Origin of the sequence: Nostoc sp. DedQUE07 (assembly GCF_034530975.2) — a bacterium.
In the GTDB taxonomy this organism is placed as follows: Bacteria; Cyanobacteriota; Cyanobacteriia; order Cyanobacteriales; family Nostocaceae; genus Nostoc.
Genome location: NZ_JAVRCC020000018.1, coordinates 71,647 through 97,869, shown reverse-complemented (window position 1 = coordinate 97,869; position 26,223 = coordinate 71,647). Strand labels below are relative to the sequence as shown.

19 protein-coding genes are annotated in these 26,223 nt (G+C 42.7%); 11 read left to right on the top strand and 8 right to left on the bottom strand.

Translation table 11 applies throughout. The annotated features are described in order from the left end of the window. The first annotated feature begins 62 nt into the window (after positions 1-62). The 3 genes from RMZ95_RS16095 to RMZ95_RS16085 all read left to right on the top strand — a co-directional run bounded on the left by RMZ95_RS16095 (position 63) and on the right by RMZ95_RS16085 (position 4,790). Complete coding sequence (locus RMZ95_RS16095; RefSeq protein ID WP_322682669.1) at positions 63-4,058, top strand: DUF2157 domain-containing protein; 3,996 nt, start codon at positions 63-65, stop codon at positions 4,056-4,058. A 118-nt stretch (positions 4,059-4,176) separates the two neighbouring features. Next, a complete protein-coding gene (locus RMZ95_RS16090; RefSeq protein WP_322670521.1) occupies positions 4,177-4,407 on the top strand; it encodes an antitoxin of toxin-antitoxin stability system in 231 nt (76 codons plus the stop codon). Then, positions 4,404-4,790 (top strand): type II toxin-antitoxin system VapC family toxin, encoded by a 387-nt coding sequence (locus RMZ95_RS16085; RefSeq protein WP_322682670.1) that lies wholly within the window; start codon positions 4,404-4,406, stop codon positions 4,788-4,790. The genes RMZ95_RS16090 and RMZ95_RS16085 overlap by 4 nt, the downstream gene beginning before the upstream one ends. Positions 4,791-5,057: 267 nt before the next feature. Here the strand turns inward: RMZ95_RS16085 and RMZ95_RS16080 are convergent, their stop codons facing one another. The 3 genes from RMZ95_RS16080 to RMZ95_RS16070 all read right to left on the bottom strand — a co-directional run bounded on the left by RMZ95_RS16080 (position 5,058) and on the right by RMZ95_RS16070 (position 6,795). After that, on the bottom strand, positions 5,058-5,411 hold the full coding sequence (locus RMZ95_RS16080) for a hypothetical protein (protein ID WP_322682671.1): 354 nt from the start codon (positions 5,409-5,411) through the stop codon (positions 5,058-5,060). 23 nt (positions 5,412-5,434) lie between these two features. Then, positions 5,435-6,337: a hypothetical protein gene (locus RMZ95_RS16075; protein WP_322682672.1), complete on the bottom strand. Its 903-nt coding sequence runs from the start codon at positions 6,335-6,337 to the stop codon at positions 5,435-5,437. A gap of 113 nt (positions 6,338-6,450) precedes the next feature. Then, complete coding sequence (locus tag RMZ95_RS16070; RefSeq protein ID WP_409882788.1) at positions 6,451-6,795, bottom strand: hypothetical protein; 345 nt, start codon at positions 6,793-6,795, stop codon at positions 6,451-6,453. A 102-nt stretch (positions 6,796-6,897) separates the two neighbouring features. Here RMZ95_RS16070 and RMZ95_RS16065 point away from each other — a divergent pair, with 102 nt between their 5' ends. Further along, positions 6,898-7,257, top strand: coding sequence for a hypothetical protein (locus RMZ95_RS16065; RefSeq protein WP_322683758.1), 360 nt, complete (start codon positions 6,898-6,900; stop codon positions 7,255-7,257). Positions 7,258-7,361: 104 nt separating this feature from the next. Here RMZ95_RS16065 and RMZ95_RS16060 read toward each other — a convergent pair whose 3' ends face one another. The 4 genes from RMZ95_RS16060 to RMZ95_RS16045 form a co-directional block, all read right to left on the bottom strand. Continuing rightward, on the bottom strand, positions 7,362-8,705 hold the full coding sequence (locus tag RMZ95_RS16060; RefSeq protein WP_322683757.1) for an FAD-dependent oxidoreductase: 1,344 nt from the start codon (positions 8,703-8,705) through the stop codon (positions 7,362-7,364). A 60-nt stretch (positions 8,706-8,765) separates the two neighbouring features. Further along, positions 8,766-10,787, bottom strand: coding sequence for a carotenoid oxygenase family protein (locus tag RMZ95_RS16055; RefSeq protein WP_322683756.1), 2,022 nt, complete (start codon positions 10,785-10,787; stop codon positions 8,766-8,768). Between the two features lie 408 nt (positions 10,788-11,195). Then, on the bottom strand, positions 11,196-16,556 hold the full coding sequence (locus tag RMZ95_RS16050) for an AAA family ATPase (protein WP_322683755.1): 5,361 nt from the start codon (positions 16,554-16,556) through the stop codon (positions 11,196-11,198). A gap of 393 nt (positions 16,557-16,949) precedes the next feature. Beyond that, positions 16,950-17,330 (bottom strand): endonuclease domain-containing protein, encoded by a 381-nt coding sequence (locus RMZ95_RS16045; RefSeq protein WP_322683754.1) that lies wholly within the window; start codon positions 17,328-17,330, stop codon positions 16,950-16,952. Between the two features lie 341 nt (positions 17,331-17,671). On the opposite strand from RMZ95_RS16045, the gene RMZ95_RS16040 reads away from it, so the two are divergent. From RMZ95_RS16040 to RMZ95_RS16010, 7 genes are all read left to right on the top strand, one after another. After that, positions 17,672-17,938, top strand: coding sequence for a hypothetical protein (locus RMZ95_RS16040; RefSeq protein ID WP_409882785.1), 267 nt, complete (start codon positions 17,672-17,674; stop codon positions 17,936-17,938). A gap of 141 nt (positions 17,939-18,079) precedes the next feature. Continuing rightward, positions 18,080-19,393 (top strand): Tudor-knot domain-containing protein, encoded by a 1,314-nt coding sequence (locus tag RMZ95_RS16035; protein ID WP_322683752.1) that lies wholly within the window; start codon positions 18,080-18,082, stop codon positions 19,391-19,393. Positions 19,394-19,648: 255 nt separating this feature from the next. Continuing rightward, positions 19,649-20,767 (top strand): aminoglycoside phosphotransferase family protein, encoded by a 1,119-nt coding sequence (locus RMZ95_RS16030; RefSeq protein ID WP_322683751.1) that lies wholly within the window; start codon positions 19,649-19,651, stop codon positions 20,765-20,767. Next, positions 20,764-21,303 carry a DOMON-like domain-containing protein gene (locus RMZ95_RS16025; RefSeq protein ID WP_322683750.1) on the top strand — a complete coding sequence of 180 codons (540 nt, stop codon included), beginning with the start codon at positions 20,764-20,766 and terminating at the stop codon, positions 21,301-21,303. Before RMZ95_RS16030 ends, RMZ95_RS16025 begins: the two co-directional genes overlap by 4 nt. Before the next feature lie 177 nt (positions 21,304-21,480). Beyond that, a complete protein-coding gene (locus RMZ95_RS16020; RefSeq protein ID WP_322683749.1) occupies positions 21,481-21,864 on the top strand; it encodes a hypothetical protein in 384 nt (127 codons plus the stop codon). A gap of 557 nt (positions 21,865-22,421) precedes the next feature. Next, a complete protein-coding gene (locus RMZ95_RS16015) occupies positions 22,422-23,426 on the top strand; it encodes an SDR family oxidoreductase (RefSeq protein ID WP_322683748.1) in 1,005 nt (334 codons plus the stop codon). A 231-nt stretch (positions 23,427-23,657) separates the two neighbouring features. Beyond that, positions 23,658-24,851 carry an MFS transporter gene (locus RMZ95_RS16010; RefSeq protein WP_322683747.1) on the top strand — a complete coding sequence of 398 codons (1,194 nt, stop codon included), beginning with the start codon at positions 23,658-23,660 and terminating at the stop codon, positions 24,849-24,851. 232 nt (positions 24,852-25,083) lie between these two features. On the opposite strand, the gene RMZ95_RS16005 is transcribed toward RMZ95_RS16010, so the two are convergent. After that, a complete protein-coding gene (locus RMZ95_RS16005; protein ID WP_322683746.1) occupies positions 25,084-26,073 on the bottom strand; it encodes an adenosine kinase in 990 nt (329 codons plus the stop codon). Positions 26,074-26,223 lie beyond the last annotated feature (150 nt).

Genomic DNA, 26,223 nt, shown 5'->3' with positions numbered 1-26,223 from the left:
AGAGCAAAAATATACTTTAATTAAACAAATAATTTAAGTATATACTTGTACTGCTGCCGCTTATGTCATCGCCCCTTGAGCGCCCGTTAAAAATTGAAATCAGATTGCCATCTTCCCATCCTCAATTATTGGAAGGATTGGATATATGGTTGCGTTTAGGTTTGATATCTGATACCCAAGTCAGGCAGTTATGTAGAGAGTTTCTGGTGTGTGCGGTGGTGTTGCAACCCCAGGCTGAAGCTCACACAAAGGTAGTATTTGCAACTTCCGACTCCGTGCAGCAGTTGCCTGTAGCAGCTTTACAATCTAGTAGCGGTAAACAACCACAACAAAAACCAGCTAAACCCAACTTCATCGGCACAATGTTGCAGTCCTTGGGGGCAGAACTAAGTGTGCGTTGGTTACTTTTTCTAGGGGTTTTCTTGGTAGTTGTATCTTCTGGGGTACTGGCTGCTAGCCAATGGGCGAGGTTTCCTGCTGCTGGACAGTACGGGGTTTTATTTGCTTATACTTTGAGTTTTTGGGGATTAAGCTTTTGGGCGACTAGGCAAAATAACCTCAGATTGACGGCTCAGACATTGCTGATTGCCACTCTTTTGTTAGTGCCAGTGAATTTTTGGGCAATGGATAGCTTCAAATTGTGGCAAAATCCTGTGGATTGGATTGTAGTTGCGATCGCCTGTCCTACACTGACTGCTATAACTGTTTTACTCTCCAAAAATCGAACTATTTTTGCCAATTTACATCCTGGCAAATTACCTCTGATAAATATTCTAGGGCTGAGTTATCTGCATTGGGGTTGGCAGTTAAGAGGATTTCCCTTAATTGCTGTTTATCTGGCAACGATCGCCACAACTATCATTACTGTTTATTACAATCTTTTCCAACAGCCTCGTACTGTCAGCGACGATCGCCGTAGGTTAAGTATTAGTTTACCTGCTGCTGTAATTATTTATTCTTTAATAGTATTGTTGGTGCGGGCAATTTTTGTTACCAAGGTAGATGTCGCACTGTTGGGGTTAGCTATTGGCATTTGCGGCTGGTTGATGACTTGGTTAGCAGAGCAGGGAAGGAGGGCAGGGGAGCAGGGGAGCAGGGGAGCAGGGGAGCAGGGCGGCAGGGGGGCAGGGGGAGCAGGGGAAGCAGGGGAAGTAACATTAATATCCTCCTCGTCTCCCTTGTCTCCCTTGTCTCCCTTGTCTCCTTCATCCCTCTTACTCTGGGAAAGACTTGGTGGGGTTTTACTCTTTTTGGGTTGGGTGGTATCGGTAGTAAATTATCCTTGGCAAGCAATAGCTGTCAGTGGTTTGGGTTTGTGGTTTGTGGGGAGTCGCTTGTGGCAGTACAGTTTAAAGCGAGACTTTGCAGGGGTTTTCGTCATCGGCTTAGAGACGATTTTGCTAGGTTGGCGATTAGTACCCGCTCAGTTACAGAAATTAGCGATCGCAACTAGTACCCAACTCACCAATTCTCAAAATGAACCTTGGGCACTACTGGGTATAGCTTTATTTCCCTACGTAATTTTGATGGTGGCGCTTACAGATAATTTGTATCGCCGCCAAAAGCGAGAATTAGCTAAATTTGGCGAACTGCTTACCCTGTTATTTGGAGCTTTTTTAACAACGATCGCTCTTGTAAATCCTCCATTGCGATCGCTAAATCTGCTATTTTCTACCGCCACTCTGGCATTTGTTACTCAACGCCGCTCCCCCTCATCCCTTCCCCTGGTATACCTAACTCATATCATGGGGGTGCTGACACTTTGCTTTACCATTAATTGGTTATTCCCCAGCCTGACTCAACAATGCTGGGCAAGTATTTTATTGGCTCTGATGGTTGCAGAATGGCGATTTAGCTTGCAGGAAGGACTATGGCAACGTAGCGCATGGGATATCGGTTTAGGATTAGCCGCAGCGAGTTTTTTCCTGTTGTGGATGAATTCAGAATCATCTTGGTATGGCATCACTGACGATCGATCTGATTGGGGAGTTTTATGGCTAGTTACGCCTTTAGCTCTGACAGGTGTTGCCAATGCCGCAATTATAGAGCGGCGGCTTACTAGCCGTTACTTGAGTGTCTTGGCTGTAATAATTGCCCAGCTACTAACTTTACAACTACCAGGAATCAGATTAATCGGTTTGGCTGTAGGTGCTGGATTGATGTTTGTAAATACCCGCTATTTGTGCAACCAAGTATCTGCGGTAATTACAGAAGGATTTGTTTTAAGTTTCATTGGCGTGCTGCTGTGGACGGGTGTACCTGGTTTACCTCGCCTAGCGGTAGCTGGTTGGTTTGTTGTCGGAGCGATCGCAACTCTCAGTCTATGGTTAGCGCGGACTGTTTTCAGCCGACGCGGTAACGAATTAGCAGTTATCTATGCAGCCGCTAGCGATAAATGGGCGATCGCCTTATGCAGCGTTGAATTATTAAGTTTGACGCTGCACTCAGTGCTGATTTACCAAGGGTTTACGACTTCAGGATTTTTGTTCTTAATTGCCACTGTAATTACCTTGGCAGCCATTGTTTATCGCAGTTGGCGCGAACCGACAAATTGGGCATTTTATGGCATTGGTTGGTGTTTGGAATTGTTGATTGCCCAAGGGTTAGGGTTGGGGGAACGCTCAATCGTGAGAATTGCGATTGCAAACATCGCCTTGGGTTTAATTACTCAACTTGTTGGCGAGTGGTGGCGGCGACGACATCAATTAGAAAGGTTTCCTAGCAGCCTGCACATTTTGCCATTAATTTATGGTGCATTCAGTGTATTGCTGCGTTTGAACACCTTCACCGAGTGGACAGGTTTGTATTCCTTGGGTGTAGCTTTAATTATTATTGGCGTAGGGCGACGACACGAGAACTTCAAACCCTTGCTGTATTTAGGAATCATTGGCGTATCAATTTCTGCTTATGAACTTTTGTTCTATCAAATGTCACAAGCTTCAGGAGGAGCATTAGGTGATGGATTAATTGCCATGTCTGCCCTTGGTGCGAGTATCATGTATGCTTACCGCATTTTGTCGCCTTGGCTAGTCAGCTACTTACATCTAACTCCCCAAGAATTGAAAAGAATTGCCCATATTCACTGGGTTTGGAGTAGCTGTTTATTAATGGCTGCCATTCCTGTTCCCATTGCAGTTAACCGTTTGGTGGGATTGGGAACGGGAGTATTTTTGATTCGCTACGCCATCTTTCAGGGACGAAATTTACCCACTTCCCCCAGGATTTTGGGAAGAATTACAATCGCCGAGATGTGGGTTTACCTTGGTTTATTAGAGGTAGCCGGCATGAGGATTTATTGGCGAGAGACAGCAGTAGGGCGATTTTGGGCTGGGCCATTAGTTCCTTGGAATGGTGCGATCGCTTGTGTGGTAGCCTACTTTTTGTACGTTTTACCTTGGGAAAATTGGGGTTGGTCTAAAAGACCTTGGCAACAAGCTGCATACATCACACCACTGATAATTTTATGGGAAACCAGACTGCAAACTTACCCCATAACTTTGATAATCGCAGCTGGATTTTACATCTTCTTAGCAAAAGTAGGCGAAAACATCCGTTTCACCTATATTAGTGTGGCGTTGATTGATTGGGCACTTTACCGTTGGTTTGATTCCTTACACCTGACTGATGCTTTATGGTATATAACGCCAATTGGGTTATCGCTGCTTTATATTGCTCAAGTGGATACCCAACTTAAGCTACCAGAGTACAAAACATCTCGTCATCTTTTGAGAGTGCTAGGTAGTGGTTTAATTTGTGGGTGGGCAATTTTATTTAATCAAAATACAGCCTGGATACCGGGGATTTTTAGTCTCATCGCTATTTTTGCTGGATTAGCTTTGCGAGTGCGCGCTTTTCTCTACATTGGTACAGCCACTTTTTTAATTACGACAATTTATCAATCGGTAATTTTCAGCTTGCAGTATTCCTTTTTAAAATGGGTTGTTGGCTTGCTAGTTGGCATTTTACTGATTTACATCGCCGCCAACTTTGAAACCCGTCGCGCTCAAATAACTTCCTTAATTCGTAGCGCCATTGATGAATTTCAATCATGGGAATAGGTAAGCTAAGGATTAAACTAATTAGACAAGCGATCGCCTAAATTTAAGATACTTGTAAAATTAAGCAAAAGCGATGGCTCTGCCAAAACTTTAGGCTAACGCATAAAAGTACAAAACAATGACACGGATTCCATTAACAGAAGCTCAACTTCGTCTACCTGAACTGATTGCAAGTCTGCAACCCGGTGAAGAAGTGCAGATTTTTTCCGGCGATCGCACCATTGCCAGATTGATTGGCGAATTCCAACCACCCCGGAAGCCTCGCCAGCCCGGTAGTGCAATCGGAACACTAACCATCCTGTCCGAAGATGAAACGCACTTGGAAGATTTTCACGACTACATACCATGAAATTTCTGCTCGATACTCAAGCATTTCTCTGGTTTGTACTCAACGATAGTGCCCTTAGTCAAGTCGCATGTGATTTGATTGTCGATCCTCTCAATGAGATCTTGCTCAGTCCTGCTTCGTATTGGGAAATTGCCATCAAAGTTAGTATTGGTAAGTATCAAATTCCTGAAAATTTTGAAACATGGATGGAGCATCAAATCTATGTTAATGAATTTGAAATATTACCGATTAAAGTTGTTCATGCTGCCGCAATCGTGACTTTGCCATTCCATCATAAAGATCCCTTTGATCGGCTTTTGGTTGCCCAAGCACTCATAGAAAAGATCCCGATCGTTAGCGTAGATACAGTGTTAGACAATTATGTAGTTACTCGTTATTGGTAAGTACGATAACCTGCGGTCAACCGCAGTGCGATCGCTCATCCCCGTCGGTTGGGTTGACATCAGGAAACCAAATATTCATTAACGTGAGTTCGATGAACCTCTCCCCAACCCCTCTTGGAGGCGGAGAGGGGCAGAAATATTTCTAGTTGCCAACGAAAAAATTAGGGTTTCAAAGCCTCTCTCTCTGTGGGCAAGAGGAATGGAAGTGGGGTTTTTAGAGCCGTCGAACTCACGTTAAATTTAAGACAATTGAAACTTTATGCCATGTCAAATTACTAAGCCAACAATATTTTCAATAATCTCAATTGTCTTACTAAAAATATTTAAGAAACCTACAGCATTATTTATTTCCTGAATTTCTTGATTTATCGCTTTAATGCCATCTTCAAAACCTTTTTCATTTTCCTCCAGTTTGTTAACTAGAATAGTACCAATTTTGTTTCTGACTTTGTTGACACAACTCGTCCATTTCTGACGATACTCTTTAAATTCTTCTTTCTGTTTTGGATTGATAAATTTACTTTCAATATCAATTTCATATAATTTTTCCTCTATGCTTTTGATCTTTTTAAAAAATTCTAATTGTTTCTTGTTATCAATATTAGACAATATCTCTGACATAAAATTATTTTTGCTTTTATTTATTAGTTATTTTTGATTTCTTCAGCTACATTAACTAGAGAGTTGATTTCAGATAAAAGTTCATTAGCGCGTGCAATAGTAAACTTATCTTCTAAAAGTAACTGAAAAGCTTCTTTGAAGTCTTTGGCTGATTCACTAGCATCATTCAAAGCTTCTATCGAAAGTGTCATCGTCAAAATCTTCTGCCGTTTTTCTATCCATTCGTCAGGATCGCTAATTGGATCGGCAGCCGTATAAGGTCTGAAGAGTAAACGCTCTTCCTGATTTTTTTGAATGGTTTTTAAATTACTTTGTAGTTCAATAGTAAGAAGTTCAAGTACTGATTCCTGAATAGCAAGCTCTCGGTAAATCGTTTCTTTCCTCTGCTCTAATTCTTTTCTCAACGCACCTTTAATTTTATTACTCAATATAATTTTAGGAATTTCAGATAAAGCAGAGCCAATTTTGTCAGAGACAAGAGGATTACCTTGAATATCAGTGCTGACATTATTTAATTGAGTGAAAATATCTTCAGTAACTTCTTGTACTTGTGTTGGGGAATCTGAGGTTGCTAGATTTTCTAAAGCAATAAAGTAGCGTTGGAGTAGATCGGTATGTTGGCGCATTCGTCCAATTATCATAAGCCAATCCTTATCTTGTTTAGTAATGTCGATATACATTTCACCAGCTTTGACTGTATCTTCTAGGCGGTTACGCAGCAATTTTTCCGAATTGGCATCAACAACGTAGTTTCCTGATGTAACCAATAAACTATCTAGTGCATCTGCATATTCTTGTCCAGCGTTGGCAAACTTTTTATATTCTCTTAGAGAAGCACCACAGGCAACTAATGAAGCTCCAATCAAAGAGATGATTGATGCTTTAATAACAAATTTAAATTTGATAGTAATCTCTTTTATAAGCATAAAACGTATAAATAAGATGTTTGAAAAGCAGAAAGTTAACTAAGAAAACTCTCAGGGTGTAAGCTTGATATAAGGTAAAAACGCTGTTATTTCCTTCTCCACTCCCCAATTAGTTAATTTCGGAATTTTGCGATCGCATCAAAAAATATTGCTCCAGGGTTGACGTTTCGGTGTTTCGCGCAGTCTGTAGCAGCTTCCGCCTTCCCTGTAAGAACTTCCACTTTCACGTTTCCGTGTTTTGCGCAAGCTGTAGCAACTTCTGCTTTCACGTTTCCGTGTTTTGCGCAAGCTGTAGCAACTTCCGCTTTCACGTTTCCGTGTTTTGCGCAAGCTGTAGCAACTTCTGCTTTGATGTTTCCGTGTTTTGCGCAAGCTGTAGCAGCTTCCGCTTTGATGTTAAACCAATTCGCAATTGGTAATTCAAAATTCGTAATTACGAATTGGTATAAAGCAAACAAATTTTAGGCTTTTTCAGAAAAATCAACAATTCCACGTATGGCAACCTCTTCAACAAATGTCCACTATAGAGTTATGAGAAATTGAGAAAATGAGTATTAATTATGGGAAGGCGAAAACGCAATTCACGTACTCTTGGCAAAGCTGAACTACGTCTAGCAAGCGTTAAATCTATTAGTCAAACTCTCGATGTCGGAGAGGGGTTAACAGTCAAAGATTATAATGAGAAAATCGAAAGGGTGCGGCAATCTCTAGAAGCATACAATACCACCCTCTCTACTATTGATGTCTTACTAACTCAACTGGTCGAAAACGAACAGGAATTAGCAGACTATTCTGAGAAAATTTTGCGTGGTATTGCTTATAAATATGGTAATAATAGCCACGAATATCAGATGGCTGGAGGTACTCGGAAAAGTGAGCGCAAGCGTGCTGTGCGTCAAAGCGTGGTTTTGCCGACGTAAGTAGGCACGATTAAACGCGATCGCATACATCATCAACCAAAATTACTGATTTGGCTTTGTCTGAGGTGCGATCGCCATTGGATTATTTTTGGATCTTTTCTGGGCTAAAAGTTCTTCTCGACTAAACTTTTTGAATACTCGACAATTGTTTCTATCAATTCAAAATTCAATAAGCCTCCCACGTAAAAGGTCTTGCGTTGACCTTGCATCGCTTCTAAGCGATCGTAAAATCCCGCTTGCATGGCCTCTGAAGTAACGTGAGGAAAGTAAGGCCACTTATCGTAGGTGTAGTAATCATCATCTACCTGCACTCCCAAATTCTCTAATGTCTTTTGAATCCCTTGGAGAACATCTGTTTTAGTGATTTTTCCCTCACGATCTAAGCGAGTGTAAAAGGCAATCAGGTCATTGTTAGCAAACTGTTGAGCGATAAACCAGGGATTCCCCACTGCATTTAAGGGAATGACATTAGTTACTGGGGTTGGCATTTCCAGATCGGGAATTAGATAAGTAATCAAACTGTAGGGATTGAGAATTATCTGCTCAAATAGGTCTTTTTCTGCTGGCGACAAATCGAGAAAAGTGTTGAGGACATTCAACGTCAACGGACAAGCTAAAACCAGATAGTCAAATTCTAAAACTTCTTCATGGGTAACAATCTTGTCAAGAATCTGCTCTTGCTCGGTGAACCGCACCCGTGTAATTGCCCCACGCTTGATTTCCTTGATGTCAATATTCAAGCGGACATTTATTCCCCAAGCAACACGCTCCCAGAAGCGTTGGAAACCATCAATAAACCGTTTAGGCCAACCGCAGCGTATATCTGCACCGTAAGTAACTAAAGTCCCAAAGGTTTCTAGGGTCATGTATTTTAAAGCATAGACGGTGGGGATTTCGTTTAAATAGCCATAGCCCATCGCGGTAATCGGAATTTCAAACAAAGTTGCTAGACATGACAAATCTTTCTGTGCTAACCATTGGGAAAAAGGTTGAGTCAGTTCGGGATGTTGACTGATACCGGCAAACCCAGGAACGGAAATAATTGGCTCTAAGCAAAGACGCTCCCAGCAAAAGCGCCCAACGGCTGCCAAAAACGTTACTCGATCGGTTCCCTCGGTAACGGCATTCATAATTGAGGTGTAGGCAGGTTGTCCCGGTTGAGATTTAAAAGGGTTGTAGACTTGCCCTGGGCCTTCACTGTAAAGTTGAGCGCCGACTTCTTCAGCGATTTTTAAGACTTCTTTGTAGGCAGGGGTGAGATAATTTGCTCCCAAATCAAAGGAACGGGAATTGTAGGTAATAGAATAACACAATCCCCCTACCCGTCCAGCTTTTTCTAAGACAAGTACGTTGCGGTAGCCTTGCTTTTTCAAAAAGTAAGCCGTAGATAATCCGGCTGCTCCCGCCCCAACAATACAAATTCGTGCATCTTTAGAAATTTTAGCCATACACTGTTGATTTTTTAGTAGTAATGTGCCCTGATGAGAATTTTGCGATCGCAATGTCTTCTACTGAAAATGCGGATAAACTGCTTCTGTGAATAATTGCCGAATGGCTGGCTGCTTAAGTAACGATTCATAATCCTGTCGCACGGGGATATCGTAACTAGCAGTGCGAGGTGCGATCGCAGATAACCAAGTAGTATGCATTGTGAAGCCAAAATCCAGTTGGGGATGGCTCAATTTGCATATAGGGCCAGCCTCTAATCGATCGGCTTGGAAGATCCAAATTTCGTTGTTATTTCCCCCAAATACCGTACAGACAATATAGCCATCTGTAGAACTGCCATTGCTGTTCAATCTCGGTACAAACTGGGGTGAACTGATGAAATAACCGGGGGGCGCATCATAAAAATCTGCTACCTCCATTTTGATTGTATCTACCCGAAACAAAGAAGAAGGGCGATTGTGGAATGCTTCTTGTCGTTCCAGTAATTCTTTTAGTGGTACAGCCCGGTAGGGATAGTCTTCGTACAAGTTGTAAATAAACTCAGTCAGCAATTCTGGCCAAAAACCGAGAGATTGCCAATAAATATTATCAATTCGTTGAGGAGGCAATCCAGAGGCCAGCTTTTCTTGGCAAGCGTAGAACCCTATACCCCAATGACGGCGGGTATCGTAAATTACTTTGGCATCTCGAATCTGACCTGTCTCGCCATTTATTTGATAGCGACCCAAACGACCCACATCCATTTGCCCATTAGATAACATTCCTCCCAACCACAGAGGCGCAGATTTGGGAGCGTCGAATTTTGAGATATCATACTTGCGAACCCATTCGGCAATATCTGTAGCGCAGAGATGAGCAGTATGCATTGTAATTTGACCGTCGGGGTTTTCGTAATCGGTCAAAAAATGCACTGTTTCTAAAGGAATTAAAGCTGGGCGGACTACTACAGTAGTCACATCTGCTTTCAGGTCAGCCCGACGCACGATGTAAATGGGAGAATTGGGTTGCTGCGATCGCGTCAGCAATCGTCGCAGTAGGCGTTCAGTTTCCAAACTATCGGGAACTGGGTTATTGAGGATTTGTTCTGGGCCAATCTTCAAGGAGGTGTCCATTAGCACCACGTAATCTTTGGTAACTGCCAACTGATGGATGCTTTGTTCAATTCGCACCGGGGAACCATCCGGCAGTATCAACTCCCACTGCTGGAGTTTACCGACACCATCCCATCGCATCAGATGAACAAAATCTGGCATAGCAGTTCCCAACAATTTCTCAATCCAGCCAATCAATAGTTGCGAGAAACTTTGAGAAAACTTCGAGAACATTCCCAAGGGAATCTGCAAAGGATTGTTCTCTAAAAGTTTAGCGATCGCACTTAGCAATTGCTGTAGTTCCTGGGGCAGTTGTTCGAGGTCATAAATGAAACGCGCACTTTCAAGAAAATTACTCAGCGATCGCCCATAATTAACTAAGAAAACTTCGTTAGTATAACCATCAAAAGCTGGGTGAGACGTACTCAACACAGGCGGGAAAGGATAAGGCAAAGGTAGAAACGATTTCCACTCAGTGTTGCCTCCCACTGGGGTTACAACCTCTAGGCTATTGGTATCAATTTCGTAGGGACGACCAGCGTCATAAGTAATCATTAATCGCTCTTGGCTGTCTTTAGCCGTATTAAAGGCGAGAAAGGCAATATCCACCTCATCTCGCAAGCCCAAGGAAGGGGAGAAGCGCAACAACCCGCGATCGCGAAATTGATGAGAGCGATAGGCAAGATTGTTAAAAGTTGCCCGATCTGCATAATAGCAAGGTGTACGTGCCAGTTTCGTTTTGACAGTCACCTGTCCGCCTTCCCAGTCAAAGCGGTAAATCATCCCATCACCGTTAAAAATGTGGGTTGCATTTGGATTGGGTAAGCCCCCAGAGGCAACACTACCTACAGGCGCAATAATAAACGTATGTCCTGATAAATCTGCCGGTACATCTCCATAGATGACATTCATCGGTAAATTCGATATTTCCTGACGGCTGGCAGTCATTGCTGCCTCTGGAAATCGGGGTTCGGGAATTTTAGGACTCATTAATTGATACCCTGGTATTGCACTCTAATTTGGTGTTTTGCCTCAGGTATAACACTAGGTTTTAATTTAAAAGTTGAGTTTTTGCTCTCAAATGTCCAAACATCAGCTTTTTCAGGATTTTTGAATCCAACTATGAAGAGTGCTGAGTTGAAAAACCGCCTACAAGGGGCTACCGTGTATACACAAGTCTGAAATAGCTGATAAATAACGGTTTTACCCCACCCTAACCCTCCCCTTGCAAAGGGGAGGGAACTAGATTTCCGGTTTCCCCTAGCCGTCTTTCTTGAATAGACGAGTATGTAAGTACTTGCAAAGGGGAGGGAACTAGATTTCCGGTCTCCCCCCTTTACAAGGGGGGATTAAGGGGGGTAATTCTTAATTTAATCAGCACTCAGTATAGTAAATACCTTAAAATTTAACTGCGTCAGTAAAAATTGATGCTATTTCTTTTCCCGGCTGACAGCGCTCAAGATACATCTGCGCGACTTGATCCCACGGGTTTTGCTGCAAGCAATCTTGAAAATATTCGGCTGCTGCGGCAAATTGTTGTTGTTCGTAACACGCTAATGCTGACGCAAATAACTCTAAAGTCGCTGTTTTACCTGCACTAACTTTTGGGGGATCGGCTGCAAACACTTCATGAACAGTCACAGCATTCGTTTTACCCTTCACCTTTACCTGACCAACTACACGAATACCATAGCGATCGCGATTTTGTAAGCGCTCAAAAGTTTGGTCGGTAATTAAAAGTGGGGCGTTGAATGTTTTGGTCAATCCTTCGATTCGCGCTGCGAGATTAACCGCATCACTAATCACTGTGCTATCCATGCGATTTAACCCGCCGACTGTCCCCAAAATTAGCGAACCAGTATTAATCCCAATGCCAATTTGAATTGGTAAGTAACCTTTGGTTTGGCGCTTTTCGTTGTAGGTTGTTAATGTCTGCAACATGGCAATTCCCGCCTGTACTGCATCATCAGCATCTCCGGCAAACAAGGCCATGATCGCATCACCGATATATTTGTCGATAAAGCCATTGTTTTCCAAAATAATCGGCTCCATGCGACTGAGATAGGAGTTGATAAATCGAAAATTTTCGGCGGGAGTCATGCTTTCTGAAAGGGTGGTGAAGGCGCGAATGTCGGTAAATAAGACTGACATTTCTCGCTGTACCTGATCGCCTAATTGCACATCTATAATGCTTTGCTTGTTGAGAAATTGCAAAAATTGACGCGGGACAAAGCGCTCATAAGCTTTGTTGAGTGCGGCTAAATCGGTATACAAACGGGCATTTTCAATGGAAATAGCTGCTTGTGCTGAAAGCAGGTTGAGCAATTCCAAGCGGTCTGGGGTAAACGCTCCGGTTGTCAAGTTATTTTCTAAATAGACAATTCCTGCTAACTTTCCTCGGTTAATTAAAGCAGTACACAGAATCGATCGCGGTTGGTATTGGCGAATGTAGGGGTCTTTAATAAATTCCCCAATTCCCACTGCTTCGTTGATGGCATCGTTTAGGACTACATTAATTTTAGTGCGAATGACATAGTTAACGATCGCAGTCGAAAGAATTTGGTTATCTTCAATACTGAGTGATTCCAACACCTGAATGGTATTCTCACCAACGGTTCCCTGAGCTTCAATCAAAAACTTGCCTTTGGTTGACAACAGCAAAAATCCCCGTTGCGCCCCGGCATTTTCTATTAAAATCCGCATTAAGTTAGATAAAAGTTTATCTAGCTGAATTTCTTCGGATAGGGTTTGAGAAGCTTTGATGACTGTCACCAAATCCAATGATTCGGAGCGGCTGGTACTTGTGAAACCTGTCGGGCTAGAAGTAGTGGTTGATAAAGTTGAGTTAACAGCTTTTTCGAGAATGCGCGTTAAGATTTGGGGATACTTGGCTTCTAAATCTTTTACCTTGGCGATCGCTCCCCACTGCAAATAAAGATAGCGGGCTTCTTGCAGATATACTTGGGCAATCTTGGATTTGTTCTGGGCGAGGTAAAATTTGGCAGTTAATTCATTGGCGAGAGCCGCTTCATTAAAATACTGGTTTGATTGGGCTAAGGCAATGGCGCGATCGTAACAAGCGATCGCCTGACTAGATTCTCCATGCACCCGATGCCATTCTGCTTCTACCAGCGCTAATTTATGGCTATAGTTGACAGGAGAAAATTTTGCCCAGACTTGCAATTTTTTCCGGTTTGCAGCTACTCGCTGAAGTAACTTTTGACGTTCTGCTGCACTGACAACAGAAGCTAAAGCTAGTCGCCCTAAAGAATCATAAAAGTGGAACCATCCTACAATATATAAAGCCACAACTGCATCTAAATAAGGAATTGCTAAATCAGCATTCTTGACGGCTGTAGCATAATCTTCAAACCAATAATTCAGCGTTAATTGATTAGTATAAATATAAAAAATAGCTGTGCGATAATTACTCTCGATATGCTGGGCTAACATCGCCGTTGCATCATAAAATTCACCCATCAACTGACAGGGATTAGCATTTTTGCCCTGTAAATTAGCAACTACTTGGCGATAAAGTTGAATGAGAACAAATATCGGTTTTTTCTTAAACAGCAGAATTGCATCTGCGTAAATAGCTAAACATTCATCTAATTCAGCCAGATTTTGACCGGTAAAATAGCAATGCATAGAGGATGTATTGGCACAAAAGGCAGCGTATTCGGTATCACCCGTATCGCGCCCAATTTGAAATCCTGCTTGCAGTGAAGGAATAGTATTTTGGAGTGGTTCTTGCCAGTGGCGAACAAAGGAATTAACTACAAATAAAGTTCTCGCTTGCAGGTGCTTGGCATTGAAGCGGTCTAGCACTTGCAAGGCTAATTCACCAAATTTATATCCCCCTTGCAAATCCCCAACAACGCCACAGAGAATCAAGCCATAGGTAGCGTAGGCAAAAGCTGATTCCGCCGCATTGCCGGATTTGGCGGATATTTCCACCTGTTTAAAGACCGTCAAAGGAAAAACATTCGGGGCTGCTAAATAAGTCGCTGAGGCAATACTTGCCAGGATGCGAATTGCCGCTAATTTTCTGGGATGGGTGAGTTTTGGTAAGTCAACTAAGGTGTCTACCTGCTTACCTGCCAAAGCAAGTTTAGTTTTTAACAATCCCAGCATAATTTGCGGTTGACCGGGGTTGCTAGCCAAGGGAATGCCCAACAGTTGCAGAACTTGCAGACCGAGTTGAGAGGCAGCTAAGAGTCGATCGCGGGCGATCGCAGCTTGGATTTTGATAGCATAAACCTGCACTTGATCGACTGTGCTGCGGGTCTTTGCCAGCACTTCATCTGTGAGTGCATCCATGCACTCAAAGTCCCCACCCAGATAAGCAGCTTCGGCGGCGGCGGTGTGTAATGCCAAAGCTAGCTGATACTGCTGCCGCCAACAACTAGCTGCTAGACTGTTAATCCCCATTGTCAGATAATCTAAGGCTGGCTGATAGGCGGCTGAGGCTTTGGCTTTGTTACCTGCTGTTAAATTTAACTGAGCTAGTTTTTGTCGCTGTTGAGGGTCTGTAATCAGGTTGATGCCGAAATTCAGTTGGTTAACAATGTCAAAAATTCTTTCTTCTTGCTTTTGGGGAGTAATGCCTTGTAATAACAGTTGCCCAATCTGCAAGTGTACTGCCTGTTTTTGGTCGGTAGAAATCAGTGAATAGGCAGCTTGCTGGACGCGATCGTGCAGAAATTTGTAGACTACATCCAAATTTGTCAACGCTGTTACTTCTAGGTCGGCAACTTGCAAGAGTTGGTAGTTATTGCCTTGTGGTAAAATGAGTCCGGTTTGCACGGCTTCCCAGAGTTGGGCGGCTACATCTGCAAGGGATTTTGAGCTAGCGATCGCCAAAGTATGCAAATCAAAAGAATTACCAATACAAGCTGCTAATTTTAAAGCTTCCTGGGTGGCTACTGGCAGCTTTTGAATTTTCAGCGCCATCAACTCAACGACGTTATCGGTAATCTGCGCCGCCTGGATTTTTGCCAATTGCCACTGCCATTGTCGCTGAGTGAAATTAAACTGGAGTAATTCTTCTGCATACAGCGACTTCAAAAATTCATTCATGAAGAAGGGATTGCCATTAGTCTTCTGCTGAAGCAGTTCTGCTAAAGGAGTAATTTCTGCTAAATCGGCATTGTTGAAGGTATCGCTCAGGAGTTGTTGAATTTCGGGCAATGCTAAAGGCGTTAAAGTCAGTTCGTGAATAGCCACCCCTGCTTGTTCTAAGGATGCGATCGTTGTCCGCAGGGGATGGCTTTTATTGACTTCATTATCGCGATAAGCACCAATCAGCAACAGATATCGACTGTCTGCTTGACTAATTAACAACTGAATCAACTGGAGTGATGCACTATCCGCCCATTGCAGGTCATCCAAGAACATCACTAAAGGATGTTCCTTTTGGGTAAAGACCTTAATGAAGTTTTGCAAGACTAAATTAAACCGAGTTTGCGCTTCCTTGGGCGATAGTTCTATAACAGGTGGCTGCTGACCAATAATCAGTTCCACCTCTGCAATCACTTCGATAATTATTTGACCATTGACACCAAGAGCATTTAATAATTTTTTGCGCCAAATAGTAATTTCTGCTTCACTTGTAGTTAAGAGTTGGCGAATTAAAGCTTGAAAGGCTTGAATTAAAGAACTGTAGGGAATGTTGCGTTGGAACTGGTCAAACTTCCCAGAGATAAAATATCCCCGTTGTTGGGTAATCGGTTTATAAATTTCTTGAACCAAGGCTGATTTGCCAATTCCAGAATAACCTGCAATCAGCATCACTTCGCTTTCACCGTGACTAGCTCGCTCAAAAGCTGCCAGCAAATTTGCCACTTCCGCCTCGCGTCCGTACAATTTTTGAGGTATTTGAAATCTACTGGAGTTATCTTGCTGTCCTAGTTCAAATAAGGAAATTTGCCCTGTAGCGTGCAACATCTTTAGGCATTGCTCTAAATCTGCCTTTAATCCAAAAGCACTTTGATAACGCGCTTCGGCTGTCTTTTCCAGCAACTTCATCACAATTTGCGAAAGCGCTGGCGGAATTTGAGGATTGATGCGATCGGGCGGAATCGGTTGTTTGGCAATATGACTGTGAACCAGTTCCACAGGATCGTCGCTAATAAAAGGTAAATGCTGTGTCAACAGTTCGTAGAAAGTGACTCCCAAAGAGTAAAAATCGGTGCGATAATCAATCGAGCGATTCATCCGTCCTGTTTGTTCGGGAGAAATATAAGCGAGAGTCCCTTCTAAAACATTGAGATTTCGCAAGGTGGGATTTTCCCGCGACAGCAAAGTAGCAATGCCAAAGTCAATTATTTTCGTTTGTTGAGTCGTGGGATTGAGAAGAATATTGGCAGGATTAATGTCTTTATGAATAATTTGTTGCTGATGAATTTCTTCTAAAGCTGCCGCTACTTGCATAGCCAATTGCAAAAAATTCTCTAGCGGTAGAGGTGATTGATTGAGTAACTCACGCAGAGGTTGTCCCCCAAAATCCTCTAAAACTAAGACTAAGGTGTTTTGATACTTTTTCAAGTCATAAGCTTGGATAATTCCCGGCGCTTGAGCGCGGCGCGTGAGATCGTATTCAAGTTTAAACCGAGCGATCGCTTCTGGGGATGGGTATTCTTGCCACAGAACTTTCAGTACTACTGGTTGTCGATCTAACTCTCGATATCCCTGATAAACCTGAGAATTAGGGCTTGCGTGCAGTTCTGTCAGGACTTTATACCCTTCCAGTGCGATCATAGATTACTTAAGCGTTTGCTGTATTGTTAGAGCCTATTCAGTATAAATTACTCACCTTGCAAGTGAACAGAGATTAGCCGAATGCTACAGTTTATAGACTGTGAGTGGATTGGAGGAAAGCGATCGCACACATCACCAATCAAAATTACTTATTTGATTTGAGATGGGATGGTAATTCGTCCAACTAGTGCTACTGCAATTAAATTACCCTCCGATGCATTGGCTAAGGTGTACACATAAGTCAAATTACCCCCCTTAGTCCCCCCGATGCATTGGGGGGAAAAAAGAAATCTAGTTCCCTCCCCTTTGCAAGGAACATTGCTATGTAGCCAGAATCGGTTTTAACCAAGGGGAAAGAAGAAATCTAGTTCCCTCCCCTTTGCAAGGGGAGGGTTAGGGTGGGGTATTTTTCCGCAATTGACAAACCGTTTGTGCAATCATTGCGATCGCACCTTCCAACTCTTGATAAACCTGTTGATTTGTAAACCTCAAAAAACAAGTGCCTTTAGATTCAAGAAAACATTGTCGTTCATAATCATAAACCTGCGCTCCTTCTTGAAAATGGCTATCACCATCAATTTCTATAGCAAGTTTTAATTCAGGACAATAAAAATCTACAACAAATACATCAATACTGTACTGTCTACGAAATTTGCAACCATCAATTTGCCGATTTTTCAACCTTTCCCACACAATCTTTTCAGCAGATGGCATATTATTACGGAGCGATCGTCTTTTTTCTTTCTCTGAGGTTTTGTTATAAAGCTCTGTCATAACATCTTGATTTTTGGTAATTCCAAATTACCTCTCTTAATCTCTCATTGCAAAGGGGAGAAACTAAGAATACAATTCCCTCCTCATAGCAAAGTTGAAATTACCCCCCTCAATCCCCCCTTGCAAAGGGGGGAAGCCGGAAATCTAGTTCTCTCCCCTTTGCAAGTTTATGCCAAACAATATTTGCAATAATCTTTCAAGGGGAAGCCGAAAATCTAGTTCCCTCCCCTTTGCAAGGGGAGGGCTAGGGTGGGGTATTTTTAATGCTCTGTTAAATAACCACATATTACCGAGCAAAAATCAAAATATTCTTCCCTGTAGTGACTTCCGGCTTCCCTATAGTGACTACCGGCTTCCCTGTAGCGACTTCCGGCTTCCCTGTAGCGACTTCCGTCTTCCCTGTAGCGACTACCGCCTTCCCTGTAGCGACTACCGTCTTCCCTGTAGTGACTACCGCCTTCCCTGTAGCGACTACCGTCTTCCCTGTAGCGACTTCCGGCTTCCCTGTAGCGACTTCCGGCTTCCCTGTAGCGACTACCGCCTTCCCTGTAGTGACTACCGTCTTCCCTGTAGCGACTTCCGGCTCGATCGCCTATGCAATATCTTGAGGTGTAGCGTCTGTTACTAACATCGTTATTTTTTGATCGGGTTGGGGAACTCTATAAATACGTTTCAGTAATTGCCCAACGCTAAATGTGGGCTGCTCTGAACCGTATTGTAACGATATCTGGAGTTTTGAGGATCGGCTGATGGATAAATCGATTATTCAGTTGGTTGACGAGTTACCGACTGACAATATTACTGTCAAAGTTTTAAAGGCTCTTGATTATGTAGCTCCAGGTGAATGGAGCAATTTGACGGGGTTTGACAATAATATCCGCGCCATTACAGGAGAAACCGATGTTAACGTAATTCAAAAAATCCGCAATCGCGCTGCTAGTTTATACATAGATCCTCAACAAGGCTACCAGTTTGCCATCAAACTTTATCAAACAATTGATAAGGCAGACACAGCGATGGCGGCGGCGGCTTTAGCGAATAAAGTTAGTGAAAAAATCGGCTTTCTCTCTTTTTTAGGCAAAGTTACTCCCAAAGCCGATGTCACTCAATCCATTGATTTGGTATTAAAAATCGCCGTCGAAATCATTGCCTTTTGCAAACTAAACGGCATTCCTCAACCAAATCCTCAAGAGTTTGCTAATTCCCTAACTAACAACTATCAAAATGCATCCCTAATGCGGATGGTAGCTTTAGTTTGTCTAGATGGAATTCTGCCCTTGGGCCCCGACTTCCTCAGCAAAATTCACGGAGTTATTAGTGGTACTGATGCTAGTGCAATAACTCAAAATCCGGTTTTCTTAGCCGTTAATAACTTTCTTCCAGGTAATAATCCTTCTGATAAAGTTGGTTTTATCAGTCAGGGTTTTAACTCCGTGCAAGGCTGGATGAATAATTTAGTATCCAAGACGGGCATAACCCCGCAATCAATTTCTAGTAATTTGGGTAATTTTATTCAGATTGCTGATGATAATTTAGATTTAGTTGCAGCATTCCTAGATCAAACTACCAATTACTACGAGCATACAGGAATTCAAACGGTCGCTCGCAGTTTGATTTTGCAAGCATACACTCTAGTAAAAGAAGAAATCAAACAAGAAGAACAAAAGCCGATTCAAGATGTTTCATCTGCCGTTAAATCAGATAAATCAGATCGGAATCAGTATGAAGTCAGCAAAACTGTAGAAGTCTGGGATAATGATGAGGAAGATTGGTATCAAGGAACCATTGAGAAAATCCAAGATGACCAGTTCTTTATTCATTACCTTGGTTACGGTTCATCTTATGACGAGTGGGTAGGCGAAGATGACATTCGGACTCGCGATCTTCGCTCCACAGATGAAAATGGATATGCAGTAGGTCAAAAGGTAAAATGTTGGGATGATGACCAAGAGGCTTGGTATTCCGCAACGATTCAGCAAATCCAAGGCCAGCAATACTATCTTCACTACGTTGGTTATGACTCATCTTATGATGAGTGGGTTGATAGCGATGAGATTTCCTAACTGTTGAATTAACACGGGATTGACGAGAATTGCAATCCGCAACTCCCCGACTTATTTGAAAAGTTGGGGAGCTTGTTTTTCACAAATGGATTCAGAATTGCTCTAGTACTTTTAAAAATTCATAATTGACATCTCGTTAATCAATTACGAATTACGAATTACGAATTACGAATTACAAATTATCTTGACACTTGCGCTACGATATCCCCTATTGCTTTCGTGCAATGTACGTGAGGAGTAGTAGAGATGAAACAGATGATAGAACAATTCAATACACAGGATACCCGAAATCTAGAGGCGATCGCTAACCAATTCGCCCTACTGGGGAAGGTTACAGGCGTTAAAGCATTTGGCAGTGGTAATATAAATGACACCTTTTTAGCAACTCTAGATTCTTCAAAAGAACAACATTTTGTCCTGCAACGCATTAACACACAGGTGTTTCGTCAGCCACAACTGATTATGCAGAATATGCGTACCTTAACTGAACACGTTCAAAAAAGGTTGCAGGATACACCCCTGAATCGTCGCTGGGAAGTGCCACGCGTACTGTTGACCAAAAACGCTCAAGACCACTGGAGGGATGCAGATGGCTCATTTTGGCGGGCAATCAGCTTTATTCCAGGCTCCCAGTCCTTTGATAGTATGGGCGATCGCTCCCACGCCAAAGAAATCGGTTATGCCTTGGGAATGTTTCACAATCTAATCAGCGATTTGCCAGCAGAAAAACTTGCTGACACCCTCGAAGGCTTCCATATTACACCGTTTTATCTCCAGCATTACGAGGAAGTTTTGCCGAAAACTAGTGCGCCTAAATCTTCGGAAGTTAATTATTGCTTACAGTTTGTTAGCGATCGCCAAGCCTTTGCACATATCTTAGAAAATGCCAAAGCTGAAGGCAAGCTACCCCTACGTCTGATGCACGGCGATCCCAAAATCAATAACGTGATGTTTGACGTTGTTACCCAGCAAGCCGTTAGCGTCATCGACCTAGACACCGTGAAACCCGGTCTGGTACATTACGATATTGGCGATTGTCTGCGATCGGGTTGCAATCCTGCTGGCGAAGAAACCGAGAATTGGGAAAGTATTTATTTCGATACCGATTTGTGTCAAGAAATCCTCCAAGGTTATCTTGCTGTGGCTAAGGCATTTCTGACCGAGAATGATTATGCATATATCTATGATGCCATTCGTCTAATTACTTTTGAACTAGGACTGAGATTTTTTGCTGATTATTTAGCCGGGAATGTCTACTTTAAAGTTAAGCACCCAGAACATAACTTAGCAAGAGCGATCGTCCAGTTTAAGCTGACTGAAAGTATTGAATCTCAAGAAACGCAGATTCACAAAATTATCAAAGATATGAAATGAACAAGCAGACATTTTCCTTGCAATCCTTCCCTTGTACCGAGTCTTTTCCTCATTTGAAAATTACAGGCAATATCTCCCGAAATGTTAATCAACTTACCATCAGCTACAACCTTGGAGGTGACTTAAAAAAAATTGCAATTGCTCCAACATCAAATGCACCATCACGCAAGCATAAACTTTGGGAAGATACCTGCTTCGAGTTTTTTCTTGGCATTAAAGATTCTGCACGATATTGGGAATTCAACCTCTCCCCTGCTGGACACTGGAATGTCTATCGCTTTGATGGATATCGTCAAGGAATGCAAGAGGAAACTGCTTTTGAAAAGCTACCGTTTAGCGTTCAGAATCAAGTTGACAGTTTAGCACTTGCGTTAGATATCGATTTGGATAAAATCGTCTCGGCAAACCAAGCCATCGAAATTAGCATTACTACAGTTATCAAACACAGAGATGGTGAGGTGACTTACTGGGCGTTAACTCATCGAGGCGCGGAGGCTGACTTTCATCTCCGAGACAGTTTCATCGTTGAGTTGTGAGATGTGGTTACTGTTACCAATATGCCAAAACGAGAAGGCAGCAACAAGTCACCCATTTGGATGAAAGGCAATTCAACCGTTTGGGTGAGTCAATTGTATGAGGTTAATTTCTATAAATAAGAGGAATCTATTAGTAGAAACTATTAATTGCACTTCACTCTACTTAAGGAGTACCTGATGAAATTAACAACATTGATAAATTCTACAGTTATCATTGCCTCTCTTGCCTTCACATCTGGCATTGCTAGCGCTCAAACAGCCAGATCAATAAATACAGCAGTTAATCCTGATGCATTAGGCAGTAATTCTACCAATGTCAGCTATATTCAGCCGTTTAATCTTGTTAATCTTGCTTACCAAGGTGCTTTCAAACAGCAAGGAGTTCCTAGCGGAGGAGTTTTGATTTCTCAAGGTCAGCGCGGAAATATTACTGCAAAAGATTTAGTCAAAGCTGCGATCAAGGCTAAAAAATTACCAGCACAAGTTTTAAATGATCGAACTTACATAAGTGCTGTTAGTTCACAATTGCAAACATTAACCGGGGTATATTATCCTGAATAAGTACAGCTTTGTCTATGGCTATTTTTAAGTTTTTAATTGGATGAAATACAAGTTAACCTTTTCCTTCAAGCATTCCGCGCCAGCTGAAATAACCCCTGTACATCTAAAGTATAGGGGTTTTAGATTAGGGGTCTGCTGAATAATTTTGGTTAACGTGAGTTCGACAGACCTCTCCCTCCCAGTCTCCCTTTAGAACTTCTGCTCCCTGCTCCCTGCTCCCTGCCCCCTGCTCCCTGCCTCCTGCTCCCTGCCCCCTGCCCCCTGCCCCCTGCTCCCTGCCCCCTGCTCCCTGCCCCCTGCTCCCTGCTCCCTGCCTCCTGCCCCCTGCCCCTCTGCCCCCTGAAATCTACTTCCTGTGGCGCTTTCAGATTCCCCAATAGACAGAGAAATGCAACCGTAATAATAATTAACATATATATGTACTATCAGAGTTATTAAAAAATATTTTTAATAACAACTGATACTAACAAAGTGGCTGAATTACCTATTGAAGCTAAAGTCTCTAACATTCTCGAAGCCAATTCCCAATTCCTAATTTATTTTAAAACGTAACACTTATGCAATTAAAGCCAATCAATCAGCAAGTCGTTTCTGTCGTCGGAGCCTCCAGTGGAATCGGACGTGTCACAGCTCTTGAGTTTGCTAGAGGCGGCGCAAAAGTCGTAGTCTCGGCTCGGAGTGAGTCGAAGCTAAAGTCTTTAGTGGAGGAGATTCGCGGCTTTGGCGGTGAGGCAACTTTTTACGTAGCTGATGTGGAAGTATTTGACCAAGTTAAAGCGATCGCAGATAAAACTGTGGAAGTGTACGGGCGACTCGATACATGGGTACACGTCTCTGCGATCGGCATCTTTGCCACTTTCGACAACATAACACCAGAAGAGTTTAAGCATATCATTGATGTCGATCTCATGGGACAAGTGTATGGTGCAATGGCAGCCCTACCCCATTTGAAGCGTGAGGGACGGGGGGCACTAATTCATGTCTCTTCAATGGAAGGTAAGCGATCGCTCCCCTACCAAAGTGCTTACTCAGCAGCCAAGCACGGAGTCGAGGGCTTTATCGAAGCCATGCGCCTTGAGTTGCAACATGAAAAATGGCCCATCAGCGTCACGAGTGTGAAACCTGCGGTGATCGACACTCCCTTTTGGAATAATGGTCTGACGAAATTAGGCGTAAAGCCTTCGGGGATACCACCTTACTACAACCCTAAACTGGTAGCTGATGCTATCCTCTACGTAGCCGAACATCCAACTCGTGACTACTTAGTTGGGGATGTAGCTAAAATATTAGATGTGGTACAGCGCATCTCACCATCATTAGTAGATTCACTGTTACTGCTCGTCGGCTTCGATTTACTACGTTCTTCTGAGGCGAAATCTGAAGATGCACCAAATAATTTTTACCAACCTGTTGCTGAAGACGACAGAGTTAACGGAGATTATGGTCACTTAGTTATACCTAGCATTTCCGACTGGCTAGAAAAAAATCCGCTTCTTCAGTGGGGTGCGATCGCTGGTACAGCAGCATTAGCGTTTTTAGCAGCTCAAGCATTCAAAGATTAAGCATAAATAAACTTTTCGGAAAATTTGCAATCCAGTTTTTACAAGGGTTTGAGAGAAATCATTGCAAACTTTTTAGCAACATAGTGATGAGATTTTGAGATAATTACTAATAATGCTATTTAGTAGTTATAAAAATCTTTTTAACTATTCATACTTTGCACAATCATAAGTTTCTTGCAATTAGAGTAAATCTCAGCAGTCAAATTTTCCGATCCAGGAGCATTCCAGCCAATGACAGACTATCAACGCACCTTACCGCCTCTGTGGATAGGTTCGGCGATCGCTTTCTATGCCTTTATTGCCATTGGCATTGCTGAAGCAGGATTAGGAGTTCTTCTGCCCTCCATTCTGTCTACTTATAACTTGACTCCCGCAACCGTCACCCCGCTGTTTCTCAGTCAAATTAGCGGCTACATTCTGGCAGCATTCACCAGCAGTCTGGTGAGTAGTCGCCTGGGGTTAGCGCGAATGCTGTTGATTGCTGCGGGTGCGCTGACGATGGCACTGACGATCTATGCCATCTCACCCTCTTGGTTTCTCATGGTTGCCACTGGCTCGGCGTTAGGATTGGGCATTGGGTTGATTGATGCAGGCATTAATACCTACATTGTGCAAGATTCCCGCAGTGCTAGTTTGATTGGTTTGCTCCATGCTTTCTATGGTATTGGCGCTCTTTCAGGCCCGGCGATCGCTACTACTTTGTTAGCAGTTGGCATGAACTGGCGGCAAGTTTATGGGGTATTAGCCGGGATTGTCAGCTTATTAATTGTGAGCGTGCTGGGTGTTATCATCTTCAACTACACACCAATGACAGTACGGGTATTGCCATCAAAGACAACTGCCTTAGAAAATCTGGGCAGAGCGCTGCAAACTCCGATAGTACTGCTAACTGGGCTACTTTTGCTGGTTTATGTTGGCACTGAAGCCTGCATTGGTAACTGGGCATACACTGTGCAGTCTGTCGCTCGTCACACGCCCACGCTGATTGCTGGTTACAGCGTTAGTGCTTACTGGGTGGGATTAACACTGGGACGTTTCATCTTAGGTTATTTCTTGCGATCGCTTGGGGCAGTCCGCACAATCAGTATGTCGCTCAGTCTTGTAATCATTGGATTGCTGGCTTGGTGGCAACTGCCAGATCAATGGATTAGCTTACCGTTGATTGGCTTTGGGTTGGCAGCCATCTTTCCTGCAACCATTTGGTTAATCCCTCAACGATTACCAGATCCCTATGTTCCTGCGGCTGTTAGCATTGCCACTAGTGCTGCCAGTTTGGGGGCAGCGATCGTACCCACTGGAGCAGGCTGGGTTGCAAGTTGGACAACTTTAGAAATCATCCCAATGTTGATGCTGCCATTGGCGCTGTTAATGGTGGGCTTACATTGCTGGCTGGTACAACATTCGCTAACTGGCTTTTCTCGTTAAGTCTCAAAAAGCTTACCCATATTTGTTACCCAAAGTATCTAATACCCCCCCTAACCCCCCCTTGGAAAGGGGGGGAAATAGTCTCTTAAAGCCTCTCTTTATAAGGGGGAAATAGTTTCTTAAAGCCTCTCTTTATAAGGGGGAAATAGTTTCTTAAAGCCCCCCTTTGTAAGGGGGGTTGGGGGGGTAATGTCAAAATTTAATATGCTATACGATACTTTTCAAACATCCTCTAAGCAATAACTAATGCCTTTAACTCCTCAGTTTTTAATCTTGGCCCATAGGATGTAACAATCTTAGAAGCTGCGGCCGATGCTAATTTTCCGGCTTCTTCATAGCTCATACCTTGGGTAATTCCATAGAGGAAAGCTCCTGCATACATATCTCCTGCTCCTACTGTATCTACAGCTTTTACTTGAGGTGCAGCGATTTCGATTAATTTCTGACCGTCAAATACTACTGAACCCTTGGAACCGCGAGTAATGGCAAATTTCTTACTCAGGGTTTTTAGTTTGTCTACAGCTACTTGAAAATCTTCTGTATCTGCTAGTTCTAATGCTTCAGTTTCATTAGCAAAAATCAAGTCTAAACCAGGCCCAATGATCTCTAATAAACCATTTTTAAAAAACTTCACCATGTTGTAATCAGATAGGGACATGGTAGTTTTTACTCCCGCTTTTTCAGCTATTTCTCTAGCCTTTATAGCTGCTTCTTTTCCTGTAGGAGAAGCCACTAAATATCCTTCTATATATAGATATTCTGAATCAGCGATCGCTGATGATACTAATTCTTGTGTAGAAAATTCTCCAGTAATTCCCAAAAATGTATTCATGGTGCGATCTGCATCGGGAGTTACTAACACCAAACATTTACCTGTAATTCCTGATTGGCGATCGCCATTTTTTAAGTTGGTATCTACCTGAGAGTTGACTAAATCTTCGATGTAAAAGTCTCCAAATTCATCATTAGCTACTTTGCAGGAATAAAAAGTTTTTCCTCCTAGTTGACTAATTGCCACTATTGTGTTTGCTGCTGACCCTCCACAACTCTTATGGCAATGAAGATTTTTGAGATTTTCCAAAATATGATTTTGACTGTCTTCATCTAGAAGTGTCATTACACCTTTATCAATTTTTAGCTTTTGTAGTAACTCTGGAGATACTTCGTATTCTATATCTACTAAAGCATTACCTACACCATAAACATCATATTTCTTGCCCATTGTTTATCTCCGAGAATAATTTCTATCTGACTTGAACAGAACTGATAATAACAGATAGGCAACTCCTGGTATAGTTGCTTTATACTGGAGTTTAAACTAAAAGCAGGCGATCGCTACATCTAAAACGTGACGATTTTACACAAAGTTATA

Excerpts from the sequence above, each read along its gene's own strand:
- RMZ95_RS16045 (WP_322683754.1), bottom strand. The coding sequence starts at position 17,330 with ATGACAGAGCTTTATAACAAAACCTCAGAGAAAGAAAAAAGACGATCG.
- RMZ95_RS16060 (WP_322683757.1), bottom strand. The coding sequence starts at position 8,705 with ATGGCTAAAATTTCTAAAGATGCACGAATTTGTATTGTTGGGGCGGGA.
- RMZ95_RS16065 (WP_322683758.1), top strand. The coding sequence starts at position 6,898 with ATGGGAAGGCGAAAACGCAATTCACGTACTCTTGGCAAAGCTGAACTA.
- RMZ95_RS16095 (WP_322682669.1), top strand. The coding sequence starts at position 63 with ATGTCATCGCCCCTTGAGCGCCCGTTAAAAATTGAAATCAGATTGCCA.
- RMZ95_RS16035 (WP_322683752.1), top strand. The coding sequence starts at position 18,080 with ATGGATAAATCGATTATTCAGTTGGTTGACGAGTTACCGACTGACAAT.
- RMZ95_RS16090 (WP_322670521.1), top strand. The coding sequence starts at position 4,177 with ATGACACGGATTCCATTAACAGAAGCTCAACTTCGTCTACCTGAACTG.
- RMZ95_RS16020 (WP_322683749.1), top strand. The coding sequence starts at position 21,481 with ATGAAATTAACAACATTGATAAATTCTACAGTTATCATTGCCTCTCTT.
- RMZ95_RS16010 (WP_322683747.1), top strand. The coding sequence starts at position 23,658 with ATGACAGACTATCAACGCACCTTACCGCCTCTGTGGATAGGTTCGGCG.
- RMZ95_RS16015 (WP_322683748.1), top strand. The coding sequence starts at position 22,422 with ATGCAATTAAAGCCAATCAATCAGCAAGTCGTTTCTGTCGTCGGAGCC.
- RMZ95_RS16080 (WP_322682671.1), bottom strand. The coding sequence starts at position 5,411 with ATGTCAGAGATATTGTCTAATATTGATAACAAGAAACAATTAGAATTT.
- RMZ95_RS16025 (WP_322683750.1), top strand. The coding sequence starts at position 20,764 with ATGAACAAGCAGACATTTTCCTTGCAATCCTTCCCTTGTACCGAGTCT.
- RMZ95_RS16055 (WP_322683756.1), bottom strand. The coding sequence starts at position 10,787 with ATGAGTCCTAAAATTCCCGAACCCCGATTTCCAGAGGCAGCAATGACT.
- RMZ95_RS16075 (WP_322682672.1), bottom strand. The coding sequence starts at position 6,337 with ATGCTTATAAAAGAGATTACTATCAAATTTAAATTTGTTATTAAAGCA.
- RMZ95_RS16085 (WP_322682670.1), top strand. The coding sequence starts at position 4,404 with ATGAAATTTCTGCTCGATACTCAAGCATTTCTCTGGTTTGTACTCAAC.
- RMZ95_RS16050 (WP_322683755.1), bottom strand. The coding sequence starts at position 16,556 with ATGATCGCACTGGAAGGGTATAAAGTCCTGACAGAACTGCACGCAAGC.
- RMZ95_RS16030 (WP_322683751.1), top strand. The coding sequence starts at position 19,649 with ATGATAGAACAATTCAATACACAGGATACCCGAAATCTAGAGGCGATC.
- RMZ95_RS16005 (WP_322683746.1), bottom strand. The coding sequence starts at position 26,073 with ATGGGCAAGAAATATGATGTTTATGGTGTAGGTAATGCTTTAGTAGAT.